The sequence below is a fragment of the Natranaerovirga pectinivora genome (genome assembly GCF_004342165.1).
Classification (GTDB): Bacteria; Bacillota; Clostridia; order Lachnospirales; family DSM-24629; genus Natranaerovirga; species Natranaerovirga pectinivora.
Genome location: NZ_SMAL01000012.1, coordinates 24,846 through 46,845 on the forward strand (window position 1 = coordinate 24,846; position 22,000 = coordinate 46,845).

At 27.5% G+C, this 22,000-nt stretch carries 26 protein-coding genes and 1 other annotated feature; of the genes, 18 read left to right on the plus strand and 8 right to left on the minus strand.

Annotation, left to right across the window (positions count from 1 at the left end; all coding sequences use genetic code 11):
• The first annotated feature begins 174 nt into the window (after positions 1 to 174).
• The 8 genes from EDC18_RS12865 to serS all read left to right on the plus strand — a co-directional run bounded on the left by EDC18_RS12865 (position 175) and on the right by serS (position 7,318).
• The gene (locus tag EDC18_RS12865; protein ID WP_132253784.1) at positions 175 to 777 is read left to right on the plus strand and encodes a nuclease-related domain-containing protein; all 603 of its coding nucleotides are present in this window, start codon (positions 175 to 177) and stop codon (positions 775 to 777) included.
• Positions 778 to 896: 119 nt separating this feature from the next.
• The gene (locus EDC18_RS12870) at positions 897 to 1,655 is read left to right on the plus strand and encodes a ParA family protein (RefSeq protein WP_132253786.1); all 759 of its coding nucleotides are present in this window, start codon (positions 897 to 899) and stop codon (positions 1,653 to 1,655) included.
• A gap of 14 nt (positions 1,656 to 1,669) precedes the next feature.
• Entirely contained in the window at positions 1,670 to 2,542 is an 873-nt protein-coding gene (locus EDC18_RS12875; protein WP_132253788.1) for a ParB/RepB/Spo0J family partition protein, read from the plus strand.
• 10 nt (positions 2,543 to 2,552) lie between these two features.
• On the plus strand, positions 2,553 to 3,047 hold the full coding sequence (locus EDC18_RS12880; RefSeq protein ID WP_165878585.1) for a DUF4446 family protein: 495 nt from the start codon (positions 2,553 to 2,555) through the stop codon (positions 3,045 to 3,047).
• Positions 3,048 to 3,111: 64 nt separating this feature from the next.
• Complete coding sequence (locus EDC18_RS12885) at positions 3,112 to 3,354, plus strand: YkuS family protein (protein ID WP_165878586.1); 243 nt, start codon at positions 3,112 to 3,114, stop codon at positions 3,352 to 3,354.
• 53 nt (positions 3,355 to 3,407) lie between these two features.
• Positions 3,408 to 4,214: a Cof-type HAD-IIB family hydrolase gene (locus EDC18_RS12890; RefSeq protein ID WP_132253793.1), complete on the plus strand. Its 807-nt coding sequence runs from the start codon at positions 3,408 to 3,410 to the stop codon at positions 4,212 to 4,214.
• A 280-nt stretch (positions 4,215 to 4,494) separates the two neighbouring features.
• Positions 4,495 to 5,556, plus strand: a complete 1,062-nt coding sequence (locus tag EDC18_RS12895) for an HD-GYP domain-containing protein (protein WP_165878587.1) — start codon at positions 4,495 to 4,497, stop codon at positions 5,554 to 5,556.
• A gap of 76 nt (positions 5,557 to 5,632) precedes the next feature.
• Positions 5,633 to 5,830: a binding site (T-box leader), on the plus strand.
• A gap of 216 nt (positions 5,831 to 6,046) precedes the next feature.
• The gene (gene serS / locus EDC18_RS12900; RefSeq protein ID WP_132253797.1) at positions 6,047 to 7,318 is read left to right on the plus strand and encodes a serine--tRNA ligase; all 1,272 of its coding nucleotides are present in this window, start codon (positions 6,047 to 6,049) and stop codon (positions 7,316 to 7,318) included.
• A 163-nt stretch (positions 7,319 to 7,481) separates the two neighbouring features.
• Here the strand turns inward: serS and EDC18_RS12905 are convergent, their stop codons facing one another.
• Positions 7,482 to 7,763, minus strand: coding sequence for an ArsR/SmtB family transcription factor (locus EDC18_RS12905; RefSeq protein ID WP_371829322.1), 282 nt, complete (start codon positions 7,761 to 7,763; stop codon positions 7,482 to 7,484).
• A 189-nt stretch (positions 7,764 to 7,952) separates the two neighbouring features.
• Here EDC18_RS12905 and EDC18_RS12910 point away from each other — a divergent pair, with 189 nt between their 5' ends.
• Positions 7,953 to 8,828, plus strand: coding sequence for a DUF3881 family protein (locus EDC18_RS12910; RefSeq protein WP_132253798.1), 876 nt, complete (start codon positions 7,953 to 7,955; stop codon positions 8,826 to 8,828).
• Between the two features lie 136 nt (positions 8,829 to 8,964).
• Here EDC18_RS12910 and EDC18_RS12915 read toward each other — a convergent pair whose 3' ends face one another.
• Complete coding sequence (locus tag EDC18_RS12915) at positions 8,965 to 9,534, minus strand: DUF523 domain-containing protein (RefSeq protein ID WP_132253800.1); 570 nt, start codon at positions 9,532 to 9,534, stop codon at positions 8,965 to 8,967.
• Positions 9,535 to 9,682: 148 nt separating this feature from the next.
• Here EDC18_RS12915 and uvsE point away from each other — a divergent pair, with 148 nt between their 5' ends.
• From uvsE to EDC18_RS14610, 3 genes are all read left to right on the plus strand, one after another.
• Positions 9,683 to 10,642, plus strand: coding sequence for a UV DNA damage repair endonuclease UvsE (gene uvsE, locus EDC18_RS12920; protein ID WP_132253801.1), 960 nt, complete (start codon positions 9,683 to 9,685; stop codon positions 10,640 to 10,642).
• An 81-nt stretch (positions 10,643 to 10,723) separates the two neighbouring features.
• On the plus strand, positions 10,724 to 11,356 hold the full coding sequence (gene trmB, locus EDC18_RS12925) for a tRNA (guanosine(46)-N7)-methyltransferase TrmB (protein WP_132253803.1): 633 nt from the start codon (positions 10,724 to 10,726) through the stop codon (positions 11,354 to 11,356).
• A 68-nt stretch (positions 11,357 to 11,424) separates the two neighbouring features.
• Positions 11,425 to 11,583, plus strand: coding sequence for a hypothetical protein (locus EDC18_RS14610; RefSeq protein ID WP_165878588.1), 159 nt, complete (start codon positions 11,425 to 11,427; stop codon positions 11,581 to 11,583).
• A gap of 23 nt (positions 11,584 to 11,606) precedes the next feature.
• Here EDC18_RS14610 and EDC18_RS12930 read toward each other — a convergent pair whose 3' ends face one another.
• Complete coding sequence (locus EDC18_RS12930) at positions 11,607 to 12,563, minus strand: CPBP family intramembrane glutamic endopeptidase (protein ID WP_132253805.1); 957 nt, start codon at positions 12,561 to 12,563, stop codon at positions 11,607 to 11,609.
• Positions 12,564 to 12,809: 246 nt separating this feature from the next.
• Between EDC18_RS12930 and trxA the strand changes: the two genes are divergently transcribed.
• On the plus strand, positions 12,810 to 13,127 hold the full coding sequence (gene trxA / locus EDC18_RS12935; protein WP_132253807.1) for a thioredoxin: 318 nt from the start codon (positions 12,810 to 12,812) through the stop codon (positions 13,125 to 13,127).
• 53 nt (positions 13,128 to 13,180) lie between these two features.
• On the opposite strand, the gene EDC18_RS12940 is transcribed toward trxA, so the two are convergent.
• Together EDC18_RS12940 and EDC18_RS12945 are read right to left on the minus strand one after the other, a co-directional pair.
• Entirely contained in the window at positions 13,181 to 14,380 is a 1,200-nt protein-coding gene (locus tag EDC18_RS12940; RefSeq protein ID WP_132253809.1) for an AI-2E family transporter, read from the minus strand.
• A 111-nt stretch (positions 14,381 to 14,491) separates the two neighbouring features.
• A complete protein-coding gene (locus tag EDC18_RS12945; RefSeq protein WP_132253810.1) occupies positions 14,492 to 14,914 on the minus strand; it encodes a CBS domain-containing protein in 423 nt (140 codons plus the stop codon).
• 195 nt (positions 14,915 to 15,109) lie between these two features.
• On the opposite strand from EDC18_RS12945, the gene EDC18_RS12950 reads away from it, so the two are divergent.
• The gene (locus tag EDC18_RS12950) at positions 15,110 to 15,697 is read left to right on the plus strand and encodes a flavin reductase family protein (protein ID WP_132253812.1); all 588 of its coding nucleotides are present in this window, start codon (positions 15,110 to 15,112) and stop codon (positions 15,695 to 15,697) included.
• A gap of 82 nt (positions 15,698 to 15,779) precedes the next feature.
• Here EDC18_RS12950 and EDC18_RS14615 read toward each other — a convergent pair whose 3' ends face one another.
• The 3 genes from EDC18_RS14615 to EDC18_RS12960 all read right to left on the minus strand — a co-directional run bounded on the left by EDC18_RS14615 (position 15,780) and on the right by EDC18_RS12960 (position 17,756).
• Positions 15,780 to 15,926, minus strand: a complete 147-nt coding sequence (locus EDC18_RS14615) for a hypothetical protein (RefSeq protein ID WP_165878589.1) — start codon at positions 15,924 to 15,926, stop codon at positions 15,780 to 15,782.
• Positions 15,927 to 16,227: 301 nt separating this feature from the next.
• On the minus strand, positions 16,228 to 16,491 hold the full coding sequence (locus tag EDC18_RS12955) for a hypothetical protein (protein WP_132253813.1): 264 nt from the start codon (positions 16,489 to 16,491) through the stop codon (positions 16,228 to 16,230).
• A 14-nt stretch (positions 16,492 to 16,505) separates the two neighbouring features.
• On the minus strand, positions 16,506 to 17,756 hold the full coding sequence (locus EDC18_RS12960; RefSeq protein WP_132253815.1) for a Y-family DNA polymerase: 1,251 nt from the start codon (positions 17,754 to 17,756) through the stop codon (positions 16,506 to 16,508).
• A 79-nt stretch (positions 17,757 to 17,835) separates the two neighbouring features.
• Between EDC18_RS12960 and EDC18_RS12965 the strand changes: the two genes are divergently transcribed.
• The 4 genes from EDC18_RS12965 (at position 17,836) to EDC18_RS12980 (ending at position 21,593) form a co-directional block, all read left to right on the plus strand.
• Positions 17,836 to 18,336 (plus strand): shikimate kinase, encoded by a 501-nt coding sequence (locus EDC18_RS12965; RefSeq protein ID WP_132253816.1) that lies wholly within the window; start codon positions 17,836 to 17,838, stop codon positions 18,334 to 18,336.
• A gap of 124 nt (positions 18,337 to 18,460) precedes the next feature.
• Positions 18,461 to 19,807 (plus strand): PhoH family protein, encoded by a 1,347-nt coding sequence (locus EDC18_RS12970; protein WP_132253818.1) that lies wholly within the window; start codon positions 18,461 to 18,463, stop codon positions 19,805 to 19,807.
• A gap of 258 nt (positions 19,808 to 20,065) precedes the next feature.
• Positions 20,066 to 20,764, plus strand: a complete 699-nt coding sequence (locus tag EDC18_RS12975; protein ID WP_132253819.1) for a 5'-methylthioadenosine/adenosylhomocysteine nucleosidase — start codon at positions 20,066 to 20,068, stop codon at positions 20,762 to 20,764.
• A 73-nt stretch (positions 20,765 to 20,837) separates the two neighbouring features.
• Positions 20,838 to 21,593 (plus strand): hypothetical protein, encoded by a 756-nt coding sequence (locus tag EDC18_RS12980; RefSeq protein ID WP_132253821.1) that lies wholly within the window; start codon positions 20,838 to 20,840, stop codon positions 21,591 to 21,593.
• Positions 21,594 to 22,000 lie beyond the last annotated feature (407 nt).

The window sequence follows — 22,000 nt, forward strand, 5'->3', positions numbered from 1 at the left end:
CTTTTCTTTATTTGAAAGTTCTATTTCAAAAAAAGAAAAAAGCCATTAAAAGTTTGATGAGCAAGAACAAAGGTAACTTCAGATAAAAAAATTAACAAACAACTATTTAAGTTTAATTAAATGTAAGCAGGGTATCAACTATTTATTCTTTCATTATGTTTTAAAGGAGTCTATTTGAGAGGGAAGATGTCCATGTATATTAGAGTATTAAACGATGAATTTTATATTTTTCTATTATTTATATTTTTAGTTTTGGCTATAAAATATGTAACTAGAAATAAGAAGTATGGGGATATAGGTGAAAAATTAACTGCAAAATCTATTAAAAGAATATGTAAAAAAAAGAAATGTATATTGTTGAAAAATGTTAGGTTGCCCTTATATGATACAATAACGGAAATAGATTTAATAATTATTTGTAAAGGTGGTGTAATATGTGTAGAAAATAAACATCTATCTGGAATAATTAATGGACAAACTAATGAAAAATATTGGTATCAAAATAAAAGAGGTATAGTAAAAAAAATATACAATCCTATTTATCAGAATGAAGGTCATATAAAATGTTTAACACACCACTTTAATAAAAAAGGATTGAAGGATGTAAAGATATATAGCTATATTGTTTTTTCTAATAAGAATGTGGTTTTAAATATTGTGGATAGCAGACTAGTAACCATAAGAGATTTAAAAAATATCATTAAAAAGAAGTATAATGATAAATGTAAATTAACTACAAAAGAAATATTTAATGTAATAAATCAAATTAAAACTTAATTTTATAAAATGTTTCACGTGAAACATTTTATAAAATGACATTATTTTTAAGACGGTATAGAAATAATATAGAGTATTATGATATAATATATAAGACTTAATTTTAGGGGGTATATTTTATGAGTCGAATTATTGCTGTTGCAAATCAAAAAGGTGGCGTAGGGAAAACGACTACTGCTATTAATTTAGCTGCATGTTTAGCGGAAAAAGGCAAGAAAGTATTAACAATAGATATAGATCCACAAGGAAATACAACCAGTGGATTAGGTATAGACAAAACAGAACTTGAGCATACCATATATCATTTAATGCTAGGTGAAAGTGACATAGAAGAATGTATATTAGAAAACATTTTTGAAAACTTATCATTATTACCTGCCAATGTAGACCTAGCTGGAGCTGAAATTGAACTAATAAGTGTAGAGTCGAGAGAATTTTTATTAAAGAAGTATATAGAAAAAATAAAAGATCAATATGAGTATATTATTATTGATTGTCCCCCATCCCTAAGTATTCTTACTCTAAATGCATTAACAACAGCAAATACAGTATTAGTGCCTATACAGTGTGAATTTTATGCCTTGGAAGGATTGACTCAGTTAATTAATACAATTAATTTAGTTAAGAGTAGATTAAATTCTAATTTAGAATTAGAAGGGGTTGTATTTACAATGTATGATGCAAGGACAAACCTATCATTACAAGTTGTTGAAGAAGTAAAGAAAAATTTACATACAAATATTTATAAAACAATAATACCAAGAAATGTAAGATTAGGCGAAGCACCAAGTCACGGGTTGCCAATTAATATATATGATTCAAACTCTAAGGGAGCTGAAAGTTATAGATTATTAGCAGATGAGGTAATAGATAGATAGAGAGGAAGGAAGTAATGGCTTCTAAAAAAGGTTTAGGAAAAGGATTGTCAGCACTTATAACTGAAAATATAAAGGATGTTAAAGAAGAAACCAACTCATTGAAAGAAGGCGTTGTGGTTTTAAATATTAATAATATTGAACCTAATAAAGAACAGCCAAGAAAACACTTTAATGAGGATGCTTTAAGTGAATTATCGGATTCTATTAAGCAGTATGGCGTTATTCAGCCCATAATTGTTCAAAAGAAAAATGATTATTATGCTATTATTGCAGGAGAAAGAAGATGGAGAGCATCTAAATTAGCTGGCTTAAAAGAAGTTCCAGTTATTATTAAGGATTTTTCATCTCAAAAAATTTTAGAAATATCATTAATTGAGAATATACAAAGAGAAGACCTTAATCCTATTGAGGAAGCGAAAGCTTTTCAAAGATTAATTAAGGAATTTAATCTTAAGCAAGATGATGTGGCAGAAAAAGTATCAAAAAGCAGATCGGCTATTGCTAATTCTTTGCGTTTGCTTAATTTAGATCATAGAGTGCAAGAGATGGTTATTGATGAAATGATATCAAGTGGACATTCTAGAGCATTGCTTTCATTAGAGGATAAAGATGCTCAGTATAGAATTGCTAATAAGATATTTGATGAAAAATTAAGCGTTAGAGAAACAGAAAAACTTATTAAAGAATTGCTAACACCTAAAAAGGAAAAAAACACTAAAACAAAAACAAATCCTATTTATACTGATATAGAAGAAAGACTTAAGGAAATATTAGGGACTAAAGTTAAAATCAATAATAAAAACAATAAAAAAGGTAAAATTGAGATTGAGTATTACTCACAAGAAGAACTTGAAAACATAATTGATATATTAGAAAGCAATGGATAAGGTGAAATATATGGATCAATTAGAATATTACATTGAATATTACAATATATATATTGTTTGTGGAATGATAATTGCAGTAATATTGCTTTTTATAATTGCACTTATTCAACAAATTAAAATAAGTAACTTTAGAAAAAAATACAACTTATTTATGAAAAGTGGCGAAGTAGATATAGAAAAATTATTAATTAGCCAAATAAATAAAATTGAAGGCGTAGAAAATCATCTTACAAAAATCGACAAAAATCAAATTTTATTAGATAAAAGAATTGATAGTACATACCAAAAAATAGGTATTGTGAAGTATAATGCATTTAAAGAAATGGGTGGCAATCTAAGTTTTGCAATTGTGCTACTTAATTATTATAATAATGGTGTATTGATAAATGGCATACATAGTAGAGATGGAAGTTATACTTACGTAAAGACTATTGAAAATGGAAAAACAAGTGTACAACTATCCCCAGAAGAAAATGAAGCATTAGATAAAGCAATAAGACAATAGAAAATGCAACTTATAAGTTGAAAAAACCACCTCTTGGCAATACTTTTATTAGGAGGTGATTTTTTTGAAAATTGGTATTCAAGAAAATTTAGAAGAAGTATATAAAGCATTAAAAAACAAAGGTTATAATGTTACAAATAATAAAGAATCAGTGGATATGTATATTTATGATGGAAAAGACTTTGGAGGGGTATTTAATTCTGTTCATAATGATGATCAAGGGGTATTAATGATAAACTGTAACAATAAAAATATTTCAGATATCGAATTTATGATAAATCAAAAAAAATATTCTAATTTATTCTAAAGTTATAATTATTCCCCACAAAAGTGGGGAATAGAATTAAGAGAGGTTTTATTATGTATAAAATTTTAGCCTTAGATATGGATGATACATTACTAAGAAAAGATTTAACAATATCTGAAAAAAACAAAGACGCCATAAAAAAAGCTGCAGAAAAAGGTGTTAAAATTGTATTTTGTTCAGGAAGATCATCAAAATCTATGATTAATTATATTAATAATTTGAATGGATATAATTGTAATGAATATCTAATCTCTTATAATGGTGCCATGGTTTTGAACTTAAAAGATAAAGCAACTCTATTTAATAAGTATGTAGAGAAAGAGTATGTACTTAAATTAGTTGATTATGGAAGAACAAATAATCTTAATATACAATTGTATATAGATGATAATGTAGTTGTAGAAAAATTTGATGAGAGAACAAAACAATATGAAGTACTTTCAGGATTACCTGTAAAACAAGTAAAAGATTTAAAAGAAGTTTCTGACAAGGGTTCTCTAAAAGTACTAATTAACAATGATGAAAATATACTTAATGAATTAAAGACTGAATTAGATGAGTTATTAGGTAATGACCTTAATATATTTTTCTCTAAGCCTTATTATCTAGAATTTCTTAATAAGAAAGCTAATAAAGGGATTGGATTATTAGAGTTAGCAAAATTAATAGATATTCCGTTAAAAGATATAATAGCCATTGGTGACTCCTTTAATGATATTTCAATGATAGAAATAGCAGGATTAGGTGTTGCTATTGGTAATGCCCATGAAAAAGTAAAAAAAATCGCTAATTATGTAACAAAAAACGATCATAATAATGATGGTGTTGCAGAAGTAATAGAAAAGTTTATTTTAGACTAGGTTAATCTATTTTTTAAAATGCCATTTTAAAATAGTGTTTATAGAATAGAGAAACAGTCCTTTGTGAGTATATAAAAAGTACCTGCGCTTCAGGGGGGGAAGAAGTCGCAGGTTGAGGGGGGTATTAGATGATGTACCATATGAGAGGCTATTCCGAACAAGTTCCTCAAATGTATGTTTAATACAAATGGTACATTATAATAATAACCAATTTAAAAATCTTTATACAATATTTTTAAAAAAAATAATATATTACTGAAATTAAGGGAGGGTTGTAATTGTGAGACGCCTTAACATAGAGTTAGTAAAGGGAGATGAAATTCTAGCAAGGTCAATATATACTAGTACCAATAATATTTTGCTTAATAAAGGAGTTCAGATTAAGAAAGCATATATTAGCAAATTAAAAGAATTGGGAATTGAATATATTTATGTTGATGATGAGCTTTCTAAAGGAGTAGAATTACAAGATTTTATAGAAGAAGAAACAAGAGAAAAAAGTAAATCAGAAGTAAAAAACGTTTTGGAAAAATTTAGTGCTCAAAACAAACTTGAATTATCAACTCTTGTAAATTCGGCAGATGAAATTATAGAAGATATCTTATATCAAAAAGAAATATTAATTAATATTACTGATATAAGAAGAAAAGATGAGTATATCTATGGTCATTCAGTAAATGTATGTGCGCTTTCTGTTTTAGTAGCATTAAAATTAGGTTATAATAGAAAAAGGGTTAAAGATATTGCCATTGGTGCATTATTACATGATTTAGGAAAAGTACTAATACCTAATGAGATTATAAATAAAGACGTTTTAAGTGAAAAAGATAAGGAAGAAATTAAAAAACACGTTATTTATGGATATGAAGCTGTAAAAGACGAAAGTTGGCTAAGTCCTGTTTCAAAAGTGGTGATATTAACTCATCACGAAAGGGTTAATGGGTCAGGATATCCTTTTGGTTGGGAAGGAGAAAAAGTTCACGATGCAAGTAAGATCGTTGCTATATGTGATACTTTTGACGCACTCACAACAAGAAGAATATTAAATAAGCCAAGTAAAGTGTACGAAGTAATAGAGTATTTTATAAGTCAATCAGGTATTTTATTTGATGAAAAAATCTTAAAATGTTTTATTAACAATATTGCCGTATATCCATCAGGTATTGGTGTATTAACAAATGAAAATGAAAAAGGAATAGTTTTAAAACAAAACAAAGATTTTCCTTCAAGACCTATCATAAGAATAATTGAAGATTCATCGGGTAATAAAGTTGATGATTGGAGAGAAGTGGATTTAACAAAAGCATTAACAACTTTTATAACAGATACTATCGAAATATAACTTGAAAAAAACTAACTAATTATATATAATAATATTGAATTGAACATTAAATTGGTATACAATAATAAAATAATTTAAAATAATGATGATGGAAGCTAAGATTAAATAAAACATTTTCCAGAGAGACGGTGTCTGGTGAAAACCGTTATGTTTTGTTAATCCCTCCACTTCCGGAATTGCTGGTGATAAGTCAGAAGGGTAGTATCCTTTATCATACTAATGAGTGGTCGTTTACGACAATTTGGGTGGCAACGCGGAAATCTTCGTCCCATTTAAACTTTTCTTATGTCTAAAGTATAGTTGACATAAAAAAGTGATGGGGATGTAAGATTTTTTTTATTGTATAGGAAAAACCTAGCCATATAAAAAAAGTAACAAAATTAGAAAAACTTGTGAGCAGGAACAAAGGTGACTTCAGATAGAAATTAACAAATGTTTTTGAGAGTGATGAAGTCACTTTGTCTGTATATAAAATATTAGGAGGATTAAAATGTTAGATATTAAACTTTTAAGAAATAATTTTGATGATGTAAAAAAAGCTTTAGAAAATCGTAAAGAAAATATTAATTTAGAAATATTTAAAGACTTAGATGAAAAAAGACGTATTTTATTGCAAGAGGTAGAGCAGTATAAAAGTCATCAAAATACTGTATCAAAACAAATCCCAGAGTTTAAAAAGCAAGGTAAAGATGTTTCTTCTGTAATGGAAGAAATGAAGAACTTATCAAATAAAATAAAAGATATGGATATAGAAATAAAAAAAATAGAAGAAGAATTAAATGATTTTTTACTTACCATTCCTAATATACCTAATCCATCAGTTCCTATGGGAAATTCAGATGATGATAATGTTGAAATAAGAAAATGGGGAGATCCTACGGAGTTTGCTTTTGAGCCAAAACCTCATTGGGAGATAGGTTCAGACTTAAATATTATTGATGCTGAAACAGCAGCAAAAACTACGGGTGCAAGATTCACTATATATAAGGGTTTAGGAGCAAGACTTGAAAGAGCATTAATTAATTTTATGTTAGATTTACATGTTGATAATCATGGATATACAGAAGTACTACCTCCTTTCTTAGTTCATAGGAGAAGTATGATAGGTACAGGACAATTACCAAAATTTGAGGAAGATGCATTTAAAGTAGAGGGATCAGATTATTTCTTAGTTCCAACAGCAGAAGTACCTGTTACAAATATGTATAGAGAACAAATATTAGATGGAAAAGAACTTCCTATAAAGCATTGTGCCTATACGGCTTGTTTTAGAGCAGAAGCTGGTTCAGCAGGAAGGGATACAAGAGGTTTAATAAGACAACATCAATTTAATAAAGTAGAATTAGTAAAATTTGTAAAACCTGAAGATTCATATGAGGAGTTAGAAAAACTTACGAAAGATGCAGAAGAAGTATTGAAATTATTAAAAATACCATATAGAGTGGTAAAAATTTGTATAGGTGACTTAGGGTTTACTGCTGCAATGAAATACGATATAGAAGTATGGATGCCAAGTTATAATAGATATGTAGAAATAAGTAGTTGTAGTAATTTCGAGGAATTTCAGGCTAGAAGAGCTAATATTAGATATAAAGATAATGTCAAAGATAAAGCACAATTCATTCATACTTTAAATGGAAGTGGTGTTGCTATAGGAAGAACTACAGCAGCTATATTAGAGAATTTTCAACAAGAGGATGGTAGTGTCATTATTCCTGAAATACTAAGAACGTATATGAATGGAAAAGATATTATAAAATAATTAGAGGTAAAATTGAGAGATTCCTTCTAAGGACCTGAATTTTTTCCTTTCAATGAAGCGCGTGACTCTTGTGGGAATAAGAGTCAGAATTTGAGTAATAATAGTTTGTCTAGATTTAGGGGTAAACATATATATGTTCACCCCTAAATTTATGCTACAATCATTACTCACACCCTGGGTATAAAGATTCAATGATTTTAAAAGCCTCATCATCTACAACTTTGTAAACAATTTCTAATCCATTTCTTGTTCCTTCTATTATACCTGCTGATTTCAATTTTCCAATATGCTGTGATACGGTTGATTGAGGTATACTTAGACAACTTTGTATATTTGAAACTTTACAAGTTTCTTGTTTTACTAATCCATGCACAATACACAATCTTACCGGATGGCCAAGAACTTTTAAAATATCTGCTGTTCGATTATATTTTGATACATCCACAAAAATCACCTCATATTCTTCAAGTAAGTTTAATATATATAAATATTATAATACACACTAATAGTATACTCAATAATAATATAAAAATTTATAAAACAAAAGCACTTATAGATTTTATTTTTGCTAGACAACTGGTTCAATAAATGATATAAAGATAATTAATGATTTTATTATAAAGGAGGTAGGAAAATGTTTAAATATCTTTCCTCTATAGGTTTTAAGAGTTTAAAAAACAAGAAGTCCTATAGTAAACTTGTAGATTTAGCAATACTAGAACCAACAGAAAAATACATTTCTAATTTTGGAAAAGATACAATAAAAATGGAAGTTATAAAAAAAGTTGGCAATAGAATTAATATTATGATTCGTGGTGAAATAGATGAATCAGAAGACAATATAATTGATTTAGTGATTCCCTATTATATAAGTAAATATATGATAGATACAAGCGAAATAGATATAGAAAAATTAAATGATAAAGAGGAATACTATGTTACATGTGAAGAAACAAATACGGGGATTCCAATTACTTTTTATCTCCAAAATGTTGTTGATTATTTAGATGTAGAAAACAAAAAAAATATTTATATTGAAGGAATAAATTTAAGTGGTTTTTGCGAAGATGGTTATATACTTCTGCCAATTGAAAAGGATGAAATTGAAGAATTATTAGATGAAGAAGAAGAAGAGTTTAGAATGGAATTATTGAAGGCTGCAAGAGACGGCGATGAAGAAGCTATAGAATTACTAGCTTTAGAAGAAGAAGAAACAAACGAAATTATCGAAGATAGAATAAAAAATGAAGATCTATTAAGTATAATTGATGGGTATTTTATGCCTTATGGAATAAAAGGGGATGAATACTCTATACTTGCTACCATAAAAGAAATTGAAATAGTAAAAAACGATGTAACAGGAGAAGAAGTGTATTTATTAGGAATAAAATGTATAGGGTTAAAAATGGAAGTTTGTATTAATAAAGAGCAACTAGTAGGTGAACCGGCAATTGGAAGAAGATTTAAAGGTATTGTATGGTTACAAGGTATCGTTAATTTTAGTGAATAAGAACAAAGTGGCTTCATCCATTCTAAATTACAGAACATTTAAGGGAAGTTACTTTGTTCTTTACATATAAAATTTTTTAAACCAATTTTTCTTTCTTAAAAAAGTACTTACTTACTATAGAACAAAGTAGATAATATTATTGGATAATAATATTATCTATTTCATTCCAAAAATCAGAGATTTTAGGGGATGATAAATCTTCTCTAATGGGAACTTCAATGAAGGGTATTTCTATATTAATTTTTTCTAGTTCTTCAGCTAATATCTCAGATAAAATGCCAAGTTGCTTAGGGTAGTTTAAAGGGGTATTGTCTGATTCAATTATGGATTCTGTGTGATATTTATTTTCTTTGTGCTTACCCCAATATACACTACAGGTAGGGCTTCCTTGAACGCCCAGAAAAGCCAACAAATCGTGTTTGTTTTCAACCAGTTCTTTAACCATAAGTAAATCTTTATTTATTAGATTGACACAATTTGTTTTAAACATAACATTATTATACTGTTCTCTTCCTTGAGGATTTCTTATATAACCCATAACCATAAACTCAGGACAAGGTAATTGGATAATGGCTATGTTTTTTTCTAGAAAGTAAGAGCATATTTTTTTTGGTAAATAGAAATTCTTACCTAAAATATGAACACGACAATGTGGATTCAATAAGCAATGGCTAAGAAGAACAAATCGTCTTTGTTTTTTTGACATAGAATCACCTCTAATCTAGTATAACCTTAAAATAACTACATAAACATAAAAAAAGTTGGCTTAAAAAACTTTTTAAATCATAATAAATAAAAAAAGAATAATTGATAAAAACTATTCTCTAGCTAATTTTTTAGAAAGAGGTGCTTTTATGCGAATTAGAATAGGGTACGTTGCAATATCATTAAATCTACCAAAAGTAACATCTTCTAGCACAGTTACCTTTAGTCATTATAGTAAATTACCTATAGAAGATAGATTAAACAAATTAAAAAAGGTAACAGCGTCTAACTTAGATGATTTAAAAACAATTATAGAATATAATATAAAGAAAAACTTTCACTTTTATAGAATGACCTCAAAGGTAGTTCCACTGGCAACTCATCCAGAAGTAAATGACTGGCATTATCTAAAATACTTTGCTCCAGATTTTAAAATAATTGGAGATTTAATTAAAAAATCTGATATGCGTGTAGATACTCATCCAGATCAGTTTGATGTTATTAATTCTCATAGAGAGGAAGTGTTTAAAAGTACAGTCGTTGATTTAATGTATCATAATGATATTTTTGAAGCTATGGGTATTAATCATCCCAAAATGATCATTCATGTTGGAGGAAGCCATGGGGGTAAGGAACTAGGAAAAGAACGATTTATAAAGAATTTCAGAAGAATGCCACAGGAAATTCAAAGTAAAATCATACTAGAAAATGATGATAAAATATATAATATTATAGATGTATTAGATATTTGTAAGGCATTAAAAATACCTATGGTATTAGATGTCCATCATCATTTATGTAATGGTAGTAAAGAAATAAAATTAGAAGAGTATATAGAAGAAATATTATATACTTGGCAGAATGAAAGTCTTGTTCCTAAAATCCATATATCTTCTCCTAGAGAACACGAATTAGACAGGAAGCATTCAGATTTTATAAATATTGATGATTTTATTAAAGTAATTGAAGTTTTTAAACCTTATAATAGGGATTTCGATATAATGTTAGAAGCTAAGAAAAAAGACTTAGCACTTATTAAGTTAGTAGAAGATATAAAAACAAGTCAACCACAATGGATATGGGAAGATGAATCAACATTAATTTTTTAAATATTTCTAGATTTAAGCTTTACAGCACTATAGTATATAATTATAATTAAATTTGAAAAGTCAATAGTTAAGGAGTAAAAAATGAGACTGAGAAATGTAAAAGGCGCAAAAGAAATATTAGAAAATCATACTAGAATTTTCGAAGAACCTTGGTTAAACAAAGGTCAATGGGCTAAAGTATTTGATAATAAGAATCCTATACATATTGAAATTGGTATGGGAAAGGGACAATTTATTAGTACGTTAGCTAATAATAATCCTAATGTCAATTATATTGGTTTTGAAAAATATTCTAGTATTGTTGCAAAAGCAATTGAAAACTTAAATAATGTTAAGAATAATAATCTTGTTTTGGTAAGAACAGATGCTCAGAAAATAGATGAAATATTTTCTTTAGGCGAAATTGAGAGAGTTTACCTGAATTTCTCTGATCCTTGGCCAAAAGATAGACACTATAAAAGACGATTAACTTATAAAGATTTTTTAAATAAATACAGTAAGATATTAACAAGGGATGGAGAAATTCATTTTAAAACAGATAATAAAGATCTTTTCAATTTTTCATTAGAACAACTAGAAGAATGTAAATGGCAATTAAAAAATGTTACATATGATTTGCATAATACAAATATTAAAAATAATGTAATGACAGAGTATGAAGAAAAATTTTCAAAAATGGGCATTCCCATCTGTAGGTTAGAAGCTAATAAATAAATAGGTCCCTGAAACAATTATATTTTATTGGAATATAATAATATAAGAAATGGTTAAGAGGCTTAATTATGAAAATGAGGAACAAAATTTCACATAAGATAGCTCATATGACTTATGGTAAAAAAGGTTTTAATAAAACACCAGCTAGTATATCTAAAATCCTTGAAGATGTAGATGAAGTTATAGAAGATGTCTTCAAGACTTTAAAAAAAGACAAAAAAAAGTAAAGGAAATTTTTCCTTTACTTTTTTTATAAAAATTCTATTAAAATACTCAGGGATGCAAAAATAAAAATACAAATGTATATATGTATTGTAACAATTTTATTTTTTTCCTTTGAAAAAGTAGTAATTTCAGGAGCATCAACTTCAGATTTAATTTTAGGATTAAAAATAGATTTAATATGATTAAGTCTATCATTATATTTAGCTAACCCATAAAAAATAAATAAGGCAATAGGTGCTGTAAATAGTAATAAAATAAAAGTAATTATAATTCCAGAGATTACTTCAACATTACCAGTTAACTCCGTTGTCTCAGCTAATTCTGTTAATTCAATGTTAGACAATGCTCTTAATAGTAAAACAGGAATAGTATTAATTACAAAATGAGCAAGTATTGATGAAAAAATGGAATCAGTTACTTCAACCAATAGAACAAAAATAAATCCTAAAACAATGGCATATAGAAATTGATTAATATTCATATGAATCATTCCAAAAATTAAACTGCTAAGTAATGTTGCTTTTAATATTCCAAATTTACGATAACTATTATATAAAATGCCTCTACATAAGATTTCTTCTGTAATTGAAGGTAATACAGCAATTAATAATATAGCAATAAAAAAAGGTATCTCCGTAAGGTTAACTAGCGTACCTTCAATATGATTTGTAGCAAATAATTGAGAGAGTAAATTAATAAACCAACCTACAGGAAGAATAAATAAACTAAAACCAATAATAGATATTATTTCGTATAAAGTAATGGGTTTAATTCTTAGTAAGGCCTTCAAATTTTTGTTATTAATAATTAAAAAAATTAAAATAGGCAATAATAAAAATCCTAATTGAGGTATTAGTATTCTATAATAAATATCATCATTTAGATTAAATAATCTTAAAATATCAGAATAAAAAAATGAACCGATAATACTTATTAAAAAAATGGTTAATGTAAATCTATTAACTTTAATAATTTCTTTCATGTAACAACCTCCTTATTCTAGTTTATGATAAATAGTATAGCAGAAAGACTAATAATTTAAAATAGTTTCTATATAATAGATGATGGGTTTAAAAATATTTTAAGGTTTACCACTATGTAGTATTAAAAAATAAAAAAAGTTTATAATAAATAGTAGAAAAAACAAAAAAACGTTGACCATATTGATATATTGTAATATAATAATATTAAGAAGAGTAATTTTTTTATTTTAAGGGAGGAATTTATTATGTCATTAGCATTTACAGATTCTAATTTTGAAAATGAAGTTTTACAATCCAATGTTCCTGTTTTAGTTGACTTTTACGCAGATTGGTGTGGACCTTGTAAGATGATGTCTCCAGTTATCGATGAATTAGCTAAAGAATTTGAAGGCAAAGCTAAAATTGGCAAGTTAAATGTAGATCAAAATGGTGTTATCGCACAAAAATATAAAGTTATGAGTATTCCAACAATGCTTGTAATTAAAGATGGTCAAGTAGTAGACACAATTGTTGGCGCTGTACCTAAACAACAAATAGAAGCAAAAATTAATGCACATGTGTAATCTTAAAAAAGAAACTTCATTCTAAAGAGAATGAAGTTTTTTTAGCTATTGTTTCAGAGTATATCGGGGCTTTTGTTTTCTAACTTTTTATTTATTAATTTATTGAATAAGTAATTTAGAACTGCAAAAATAGGAACCCCTAAGAACATGCCAACTACACCAAATAAAGCACCACCTATAATGATAGAGAAAATAACCCAAAAGGGTGTAAGGCCAGTAGAGTCCCCTAAAATTTTTGGACCGAGGTAAAGGCCATCAAATTGTTGTAATGCAAATATTATGATTGCAAACCAAAAAGCTTGCATTGGATTTATTAATATAAGTATTAAGATTCCAGGGATTGCACCAATAAATGGACCGAAATACGGAATCATATTGGTTATTCCAATTATTATGCTTAACAATAGGGAATATTCAATTCTAAAAATAATTAATATAATAAAACATAAAATACCAATAATTAAAGAATCCAAAGCCTTACCAATTACAAAATTAGAAAAAATTCTATGAGACTCTTTAAAAATTATAATTAAATTTGACGCTTTTTCTTCAGGAAAAAAGGCATAAATAATCTTTTTGCTTTTTACTAAAAATAATTCTTTTTCATTCATTAAATAAAAAGCAATAACAAAAGCCAGTATTAAGTTTATTAATCCGGTAACAATAGAAATTGAGAATCCATATAAAAAGGGTAAAAATTTTGTTAATGCTTTTCTAGATTCTTCTACTATATTTGGCAGGTAGCTATTAATTGTATTTTTAATTATTTCTACGTCAACGGTTGGATAATGTTCAAATATATGTTCAATAGTTGATTCAAAAAGTAAAGATGTATCATTAAATATTCTAGGTAGATTATTAACATTATCAATCATATCGTCTATACTTTTTGCAATCTGTGGAATAACATAGACTAGAGTTAAACCTAAAAATCCAATGACTATAATATATACGATTAAAATAGAAAGAATTCTTTTTAATTTTAAATTGTTTATTCTATACTTTTTTATGCCAAGGTTGGAAACAAAATTCTTTTCTACCCAAGTTATTAAAGGTAATAATAAATATGCAATTAAGAAAGCAATCAAAAATGGAGAAAGTACATTAATGATAGATCTAAAAACCCCTCTTGTTGCAGTCCAATTTCCAATGAATAAATAAAAAAGCATAGAAAAGATAATAACAAAAAAAGCATAGACACTAATAGTAAAATACTTTTTATTTGATTCAAATTTATTATTATTTTTATTCATAGTACTATCCTCCCGAAAAGCTTATAATAGTATTATAATGGTAAATTCTCAGAACATCAATGAAATATATGTAAAAAAAATCTAGTAATTATACTAGATTTTTCTCTTTCTCTAATGACGTGCTTTTTCAGTTATATCATTTAAAACTTCCCCAGCTTCATCTTCTAATATATATGTTTGTGACATGTCACCAAGAGAAATAATGCCTTTTATCTTATCATTATCTACTATAGGAATTCTCTTGATCTGATAATCTGACATTAAATCAATAACATGATCAATATCATCTGTTGGTGTTGCTGTAATTACCTTTGTTGTCATTACATCCGATGATTTTAGAGTGTTTATATCTTTGTCAGAGGCAATACCTCTTATTACAATATCTCTATCCGTAATAATGCCTTTAAGGGTGTTGTTATCAATAACTAAAATGGAACCTACGCCAGTTGACTCCATCATTTTACATATTTCTTTTACACTTGTATCAGTACAACAACTTATTATTTCAGTAGTCATTATCTCTTTTGCTAACATAGTTGTCCTCCTATAATAAAAAAATAAGGTTTATAAGATACTTATTTAGTATTAGAAAAGATACTATTTTTATTCAGATAAATCCATTCTAATATGATGGAGTGCAAATCTCAAATTAAAATATAGCATAAAAAATTTGACAATGTCTATAAAGAATAGTTAAATAGTATATATCAAAAATAAGGAGGTATTTTTTTGACAAAAATATCATGGAAACCTGGAAATATGATTTATCCATTACCAGCAGTTCTAGTTACCTGTGGAGATACTATGGATAATTATAATATAATAACAATTGCTTGGACAGGAACCATTTGTACTAATCCCCCAATGGTTTATATATCTGTTAAGCCAAATAGACATTCTTATGATTTAATAAAAAGAACCAATGATTTTGTCATTAATCTTACTACTGAAAGCTTAGTAAAGGAAGTAGATTATTGTGGCGTTAGATCAGGTAAGAATATTAATAAATTTGAAGCAACTAAATTAACCCCTGAAAAGGGAACAAAGGTAAAATCGCCATTAATTAAAGAAAGTCCTGTTAATATTGAATGTGTTGTAAAAGATATTATTAAATTAGGGTCACATGATATGTTTACAGCAGAGGTTGTAGCTGTTAATATAGATGAGAATTTTTTAGATGAAAATGGAAAATTCCACTTAGATAAAACCAAACCAATTTGTTATTCTCATGGAACGTATTTTGGGTTAAGCAAAGAGTTAGGTACATTTGGATATTCTGTGAAAAAGAAAAAGAAATCAAAGAACAAAGTGACTTAGTCTTACTTAATAGAATTTTTTACTTAATAGAAAAGAGAACTTTTCTATAAGTAAAAAATAGGTGTGCATAAGCACACCTATTTTATTTTTGATCAAACATGGATTGCATATTATTGAACTTTTTTTTCATACCTCTAACTGTTTTTTTATCCATATTGTCCATAAGCATTGCAGCTGAAGCACCAATTAAACTACCAAGAACAACACCTGTTGTAAATCTACCTTTCATATATAACTCTCCTTTATAATAATTGATACCATTAGTATTAAAAAATTAGTAGAAATTATACATTAAAAATGAACAAAGTGACTTATTTTTATTTAAACCAATTAAAGTAACCTTTAGTGAAGTCTCTTTATTTTTTTACTACAATTTATCCACACGAATAATAGGTTATCCCCAAAAAAACGGTGGATAAGTGACGAAAAATGGTGGATATATTAGTAAAACCTCTTTAAAATAAAAGGAATTTTTATCCACAAAATACAGGATAATTCGACAGCATTTTTAAAATATTAAACAAACATATCTAAATTTTAAATAAAAACCATTTACAAGAGTTAAGTTCATACTTTATTTCACAGGGTTTTTCTAAGGTGTCTTGGGCGATTGTACAGGCATATGTCCTAATAAGATTGCCTGCTATTTTCTCTTCTTTATGGTACAATATAGTTAAAACTTTAATTGTTTTAAGATATTTATCTTCTGTTTCAAGACGAAATTTTAAAGGCATTATGACGCCTTCAACATTAAAATAAGCAATCATATCAACGGGTTGCTTAACTACCTTCATGTGTATCACCTTTCCTAAAGTAAACTAGACATGATGGGATAATCTTTTATAGGCATACCACCTACGAAAGGTTCAATAGGTGCATTTAAAAAACTACCTCTAATAATTGATTGATTACCATATTTGTTCCTAATTAAATCAATAGAAGAATCTAAGCGTTGTAATTTTTCCCTTTTATCAATATCAAAAAAATTAAGCTGGACTTCTTTATTGGAAGTAATATTAGAGGCTCTAACACCTAGTTGCCTTATTGGTTGACCATCCCATAGTTCATTAAATAGATTACAAACGACCTTATAAATGTCATTGGTTATATTGGTAGAAAAAGTTAGCTTTTTTTGATGTGATGAGGATATAAAATCATTTGTTTTAATACTTATACTAATTAAATTGGTTAAATAATTGGCTTCTCTAATTCGCATACAAACAGATTCTGTTAAAGATAGAAGAATTGTTTTTGCAGTCTTACCATCTTCTACATCAAAAGAAATCGTTGTTGAATTACCGATTCCTTTAACATCTTCAGTAATATTAAAAACAGAAGAGTCTTCCTTTCCATTAGCATAATGCCATATTAATAGGCCATGGCTTTTAAAATGGGTATAAAGCAGGTCAGGATCAGACTTTGCTAGATCACCTATTGTATAAATACCGAATTTGAATAGTTTTGGAGCCGTTGCTTTTCCTACCATAAATAAATCTTTTACAGATAATGGCCACATTTTTGAAGGTATTTCATCCGGGAAAAGGGTGTGAACCAAATTAGGTTTTTGAAAATCAGAAGCCATTTTAGCTAATAGTTTATTAGTAGAAATGCCGATATTAACCGTAAAACCCAATTCATTTTTTATTCTGTTTTTTATATGATTTGCAGCTAGTAAGGGAGAGCCAAAGTGTTGTTTCATATTGGTATAATCAAGAAAACATTCATCTACGCTATATCTTTGTATAAAAGGAGAATAATCTTTTAAAAGCTCTATCATAGCATTACTACATTGTAAATATAGAGCATAATTAGGAGGAATAATTTTCAAATCAGGACATTTTTTTAAAGCTTCTGTTAAAGGTTCTCCAGTTTTAATATTATATTTTTTTGCAGGTATAGATTTTGCCAAGATAATACCACGCCTTTTATCTATGTCTCCACCTACAGCAGAAGGGATAGAGCGCAAATCAATATCCATACCTTTTTGAAGAGCATAAGCAGCTTCCCAACTTAAATAAGCAGAATTAACATCAATGTGAAAAATAAATCTTGTATGCATTAGACCACCTCTAAATGTATTATATACGAACATATGTTCTAAGTAAAGAATAAAAAATTGGAAAGGAGAAGATTTACTTATGAATAACATCATATTAATTGGAATGCCTGGAGCAGGAAAAAGTACAATTGGCGTTATATTAGCAAAAACTTTAGGATATGGATTTTCGGACACAGATTTAATAATACAAAAAGAAGAAAATGAGTTATTACAAAATATAATTAACACTAAAGGACTAGAAACATTTTTAAAAATAGAAGAGGATGTAGTTAGTAAGATTCATTATGAGAACACAGTAGTTGCAACTGGAGGTAGTGTTGTTTATAGTGAAAAAGCTATGAGGCATCTTAAAGAAATAGGAAAAATAGTATATCTAGAGGTACCTTTACCAATAATAGAAGAGCGATTAAAAAACATTAAAACTCGAGGCATTGCTATGAAAATGGGTCAAGATATAAAAACGCTATACGAAGAAAGAATACCTCTATATGAGAAATATAGGGACATAAAAGTCAATGCTGGAAAAATGTTAATAGAACAAACCATAGAAGAAATCGTTAAAGAAATTAGTAACAATTAGTTACATAAAAAAAAATCTCTTGAATATAAAAATTATATACAAGTTTTTTACAAAGGTTGTATATTTGGATATAGCTGTACAAGATTTAGATAAATATAGCCGATATCTAGGGAGGGATTTTTTAATGATTAAAAACTATATTATTGATACAAATGTAATGATTCATGATCCGCACTTTATTTATAACTTTTCAGATAATAATATTATAATTCCTTTGCTTTGTATTGAAGAACTAGATTCTTTGAAAAGAAGAGAAGGAATTGTTGGCTTTCATGCAAGAAATGTGGCAAAGGAATTAAATAGAGTTATGGCTATGGGAGACATATCAAAAGGGATAACATTACCTAATGGAGGAACTATTAGAGTAGAACTAGATCAAATGCATACAGAAGTACTACCAAATGGAGTAGATTTCAATAAAAATGATTCCAAGATTATAGCAGTTGCTTTAAATTTAAGAAATCAAAATAAAACAATACCTACCATATTGATTACAAAAGATTTATATATGACCATAAAAGCAAGATCTGTAGGTTTAAAAGTAGAAGATTATAAAAGTGATAAGATAGAGACAGATAAGGTGTATAAAGGGTATATAGAGGTTACATTATCATCAGATGAAATAAATAAAATATACAATGGTGGATTAGATATAGAAAGCATAGAGGAGAATTTATATCCCAATGAATTTTTGCATATAAAAAGCTTGGATAAAGAGGGGCATGAAGTAATTGCAAAATTTGATGGGGGCAAAATAGTTCCATTAAAATATGCTCAAGATACTGCTTGGGGGTTAAAACCTATAAACAGAGAACAGAAAATGGCATTTGAATTACTGATGGATCCAAAGGTCCATTTTGTATCCATCACTGGTGGAGCAGGATCAGGGAAAACCATACTATCAACAGCTACAGCATTACAAAATGTAATAGAAACAAATCAGTATAGAAAAATTATATTTGTAAGACCTGTTATTGCAGCAGGAAATGATATAGGCTATCTGCCAGGAAATGAAAGAGATAAATTAAAACCTTGGATGGGAAGCTTTTATGATGCTATTGAAAATCTATCAGATATAAAGCATACCAAAAAAGGGCAAGAGAATGAAAAACCACAATTTACAGTAGAAGACTTTATAGAGCAATTTAGACAACAAGGGGTTATAGAAACCAAAACATTTACCTATATGAGAGGAAGAACCTTCAGTAACTCTTTAATTATTGTTGATGAAGCTCAAGAAATGACGCCGCATTTAGCAAAGTTAATGCTAACAAGAGCAGGACAAAATTCAAAATTTGTTTTAATTGGAGATCCAAGTGACAATCAAATAGACAATCATTATATAGATGCTAAGTCTAATGGGTTAGTATATACCATTGAAAAAATGAAACCATTTGATATAACAGGACATGTGACTTTGAATAGAGTAGAAAGAAGTCCATTAGCAAAAATAGCGGAAAGAGAAATGTAAGTTTTAAAACAAAAAGTAGAGATTTAAAGTGAATGAAGGGCTTTGAATCTTTACTTTTTTTATTGCTATAGGGAAATGAAATAATTTAAAATTAGGATAAGCTTTTTAGAACAAGTAAACCTTTAAAAATAAGTTTTAGAATATGTCAATATTTGATATAATATAACCAATGAAAAAAATTATATAAGACATGTTAACTCAGCTTATGTATCTTCTTCGTAAGAGAAAAAAGCTTTGTTGAAAAATTAGGAGGCACATATGAAAAGATTAGGCATTATAGGGGCAATGGAAGAAGAAATTGCTTTATTAAAAGAAAAAATAGACATAAGTAAAACAGAAGAAATGGCAGGTATGGTTTTCTATACAGGTACTATGAGAGACAATGAAATTATATTGGTTAAAAGTGGTATTGGAAAAGTAAATGCTGCCGTATGTACCCAAATATTAATTGATAAATATAATGTAGAAGCTATTATTAACACTGGAGTAGCAGGAGGAATAGCAGCTGATGTAAACATTGGAGATATTGTTATATCTTCAGATACAATGCAACATGATGTGGATGCTACAGGATTTGGTTATAAACTAGGAGAAATACCAAGAATGGAAACCTCTACTTTTAAAGCAGATGAAAAACTAATAGATCTTGCAAAAAAAGCAAGTGAAAAGGTGAATAAAAATCTAAAAGTATTTGTAGAAAGAATTGTTAGTGGGGATCAATTTATATCAAATGTAGAAAAGAAAAATATGATTTTAGAAGTATTTAATGGGTACTGTACAGAAATGGAAGGCGCAGCTATTGCTCAAGTAAGTTATCTTAATCAAGTGCCATTTGTAGTCATTAGGGCTATATCAGATAAAGCAGATGACAGTGCAGAGATTAACTTTAATGAGTTTGTATTAAAAGCTGCAGAGCATTCAAGTAATATGATTGAACTAATAGTAGATGAGATTTAAATAAAAATTTCCCTTTCCAAAGAAAATAGAATAGGTTATAATTAAAATGTAAAAATTTGGAAGGGGCGGAAATATGTTAGATGGGCTAATAAAAGGACAAGTTATAAATATAATAATTATTTTAGTGGGAATAGTAGGAATAATTGCGCTATTGATTTCCAATACTGTATATAGCACTTTACTTAAAGAAAGTAAAGATGTGGGATTTTCTGAAAGCAAATTATTGAAAAATATAAAGTTAAAATATGAAAATTGTTACAAACTAGAATTATATATTCACGAAGTAGAAGCATTTATTGATAAAAATTTATATGGAAAAAAAATATTCAAAATACCTATTTATTTTTGGGAAAATATTGCGTTAGAAACAATGTATATTTGTATGATATTAGGATTCTTAGGTAGCCTTATTAATGTAACTTATTATATACAAAATAATATACTGCCAATTATTAACGGGCTTATACCAGGAATAGTTGGTTTTACTATGGCGACTGTATTACTCATCATAAAAACTTTTGTTGCTGTAGAAACTAAGAAGAACGTATTTTATTCTAATGTAAAGGATTACTTACAAAACATATTAAAGAATAAATTAGATCAGCAAAGTAAAAAAGAGGGTATTTATGAAGATTATAAGAAAATGGAAGAAATGGCAATTGAGAGTAGTAAAAATAAAAAAGATATCAGCAATAATAAGAAAGATAATAAGTCTTTTGATAACAATACTAGGCATATATCAAACTATGACAAGAAAAGTAAGTACAAATCAAAGGATATTATCGAAGAAGATTTTATAGATGATATCATAAATGAAATAATTGGATAGAAAAAAATACTAATAAAACCACTGTAAAAGTGGTTTTTACTAACTCACCTTAAGATTCGTTGAAAACATAATTTCCAAATCCTTGCAAGCAAGTTTGCAAATTACGCACCTTAAGCCTTTTACTTCGTAAAGAGCCTTAAGATTCGTTGAAAATATAATTTCCAAATCCTTGCAAGCAAGTTTGCAAATTACGCACCTTAAGCCTTTTACTTCGTAAAGAGCCTTAAAATTCGTTGAAAACATAATTTCCAAATCCTTGCAAGCAAATTTGCAAATTATATTTTCATATTAATCAAAATAATAGTTAATAATAAAAAAGGAATTATAGAGAAAAAAAAGAATAAGATAAATAGATATACTATTTATTTAAAAAACAAAGCAGTTGATAATAATTATTGTTATGTTAT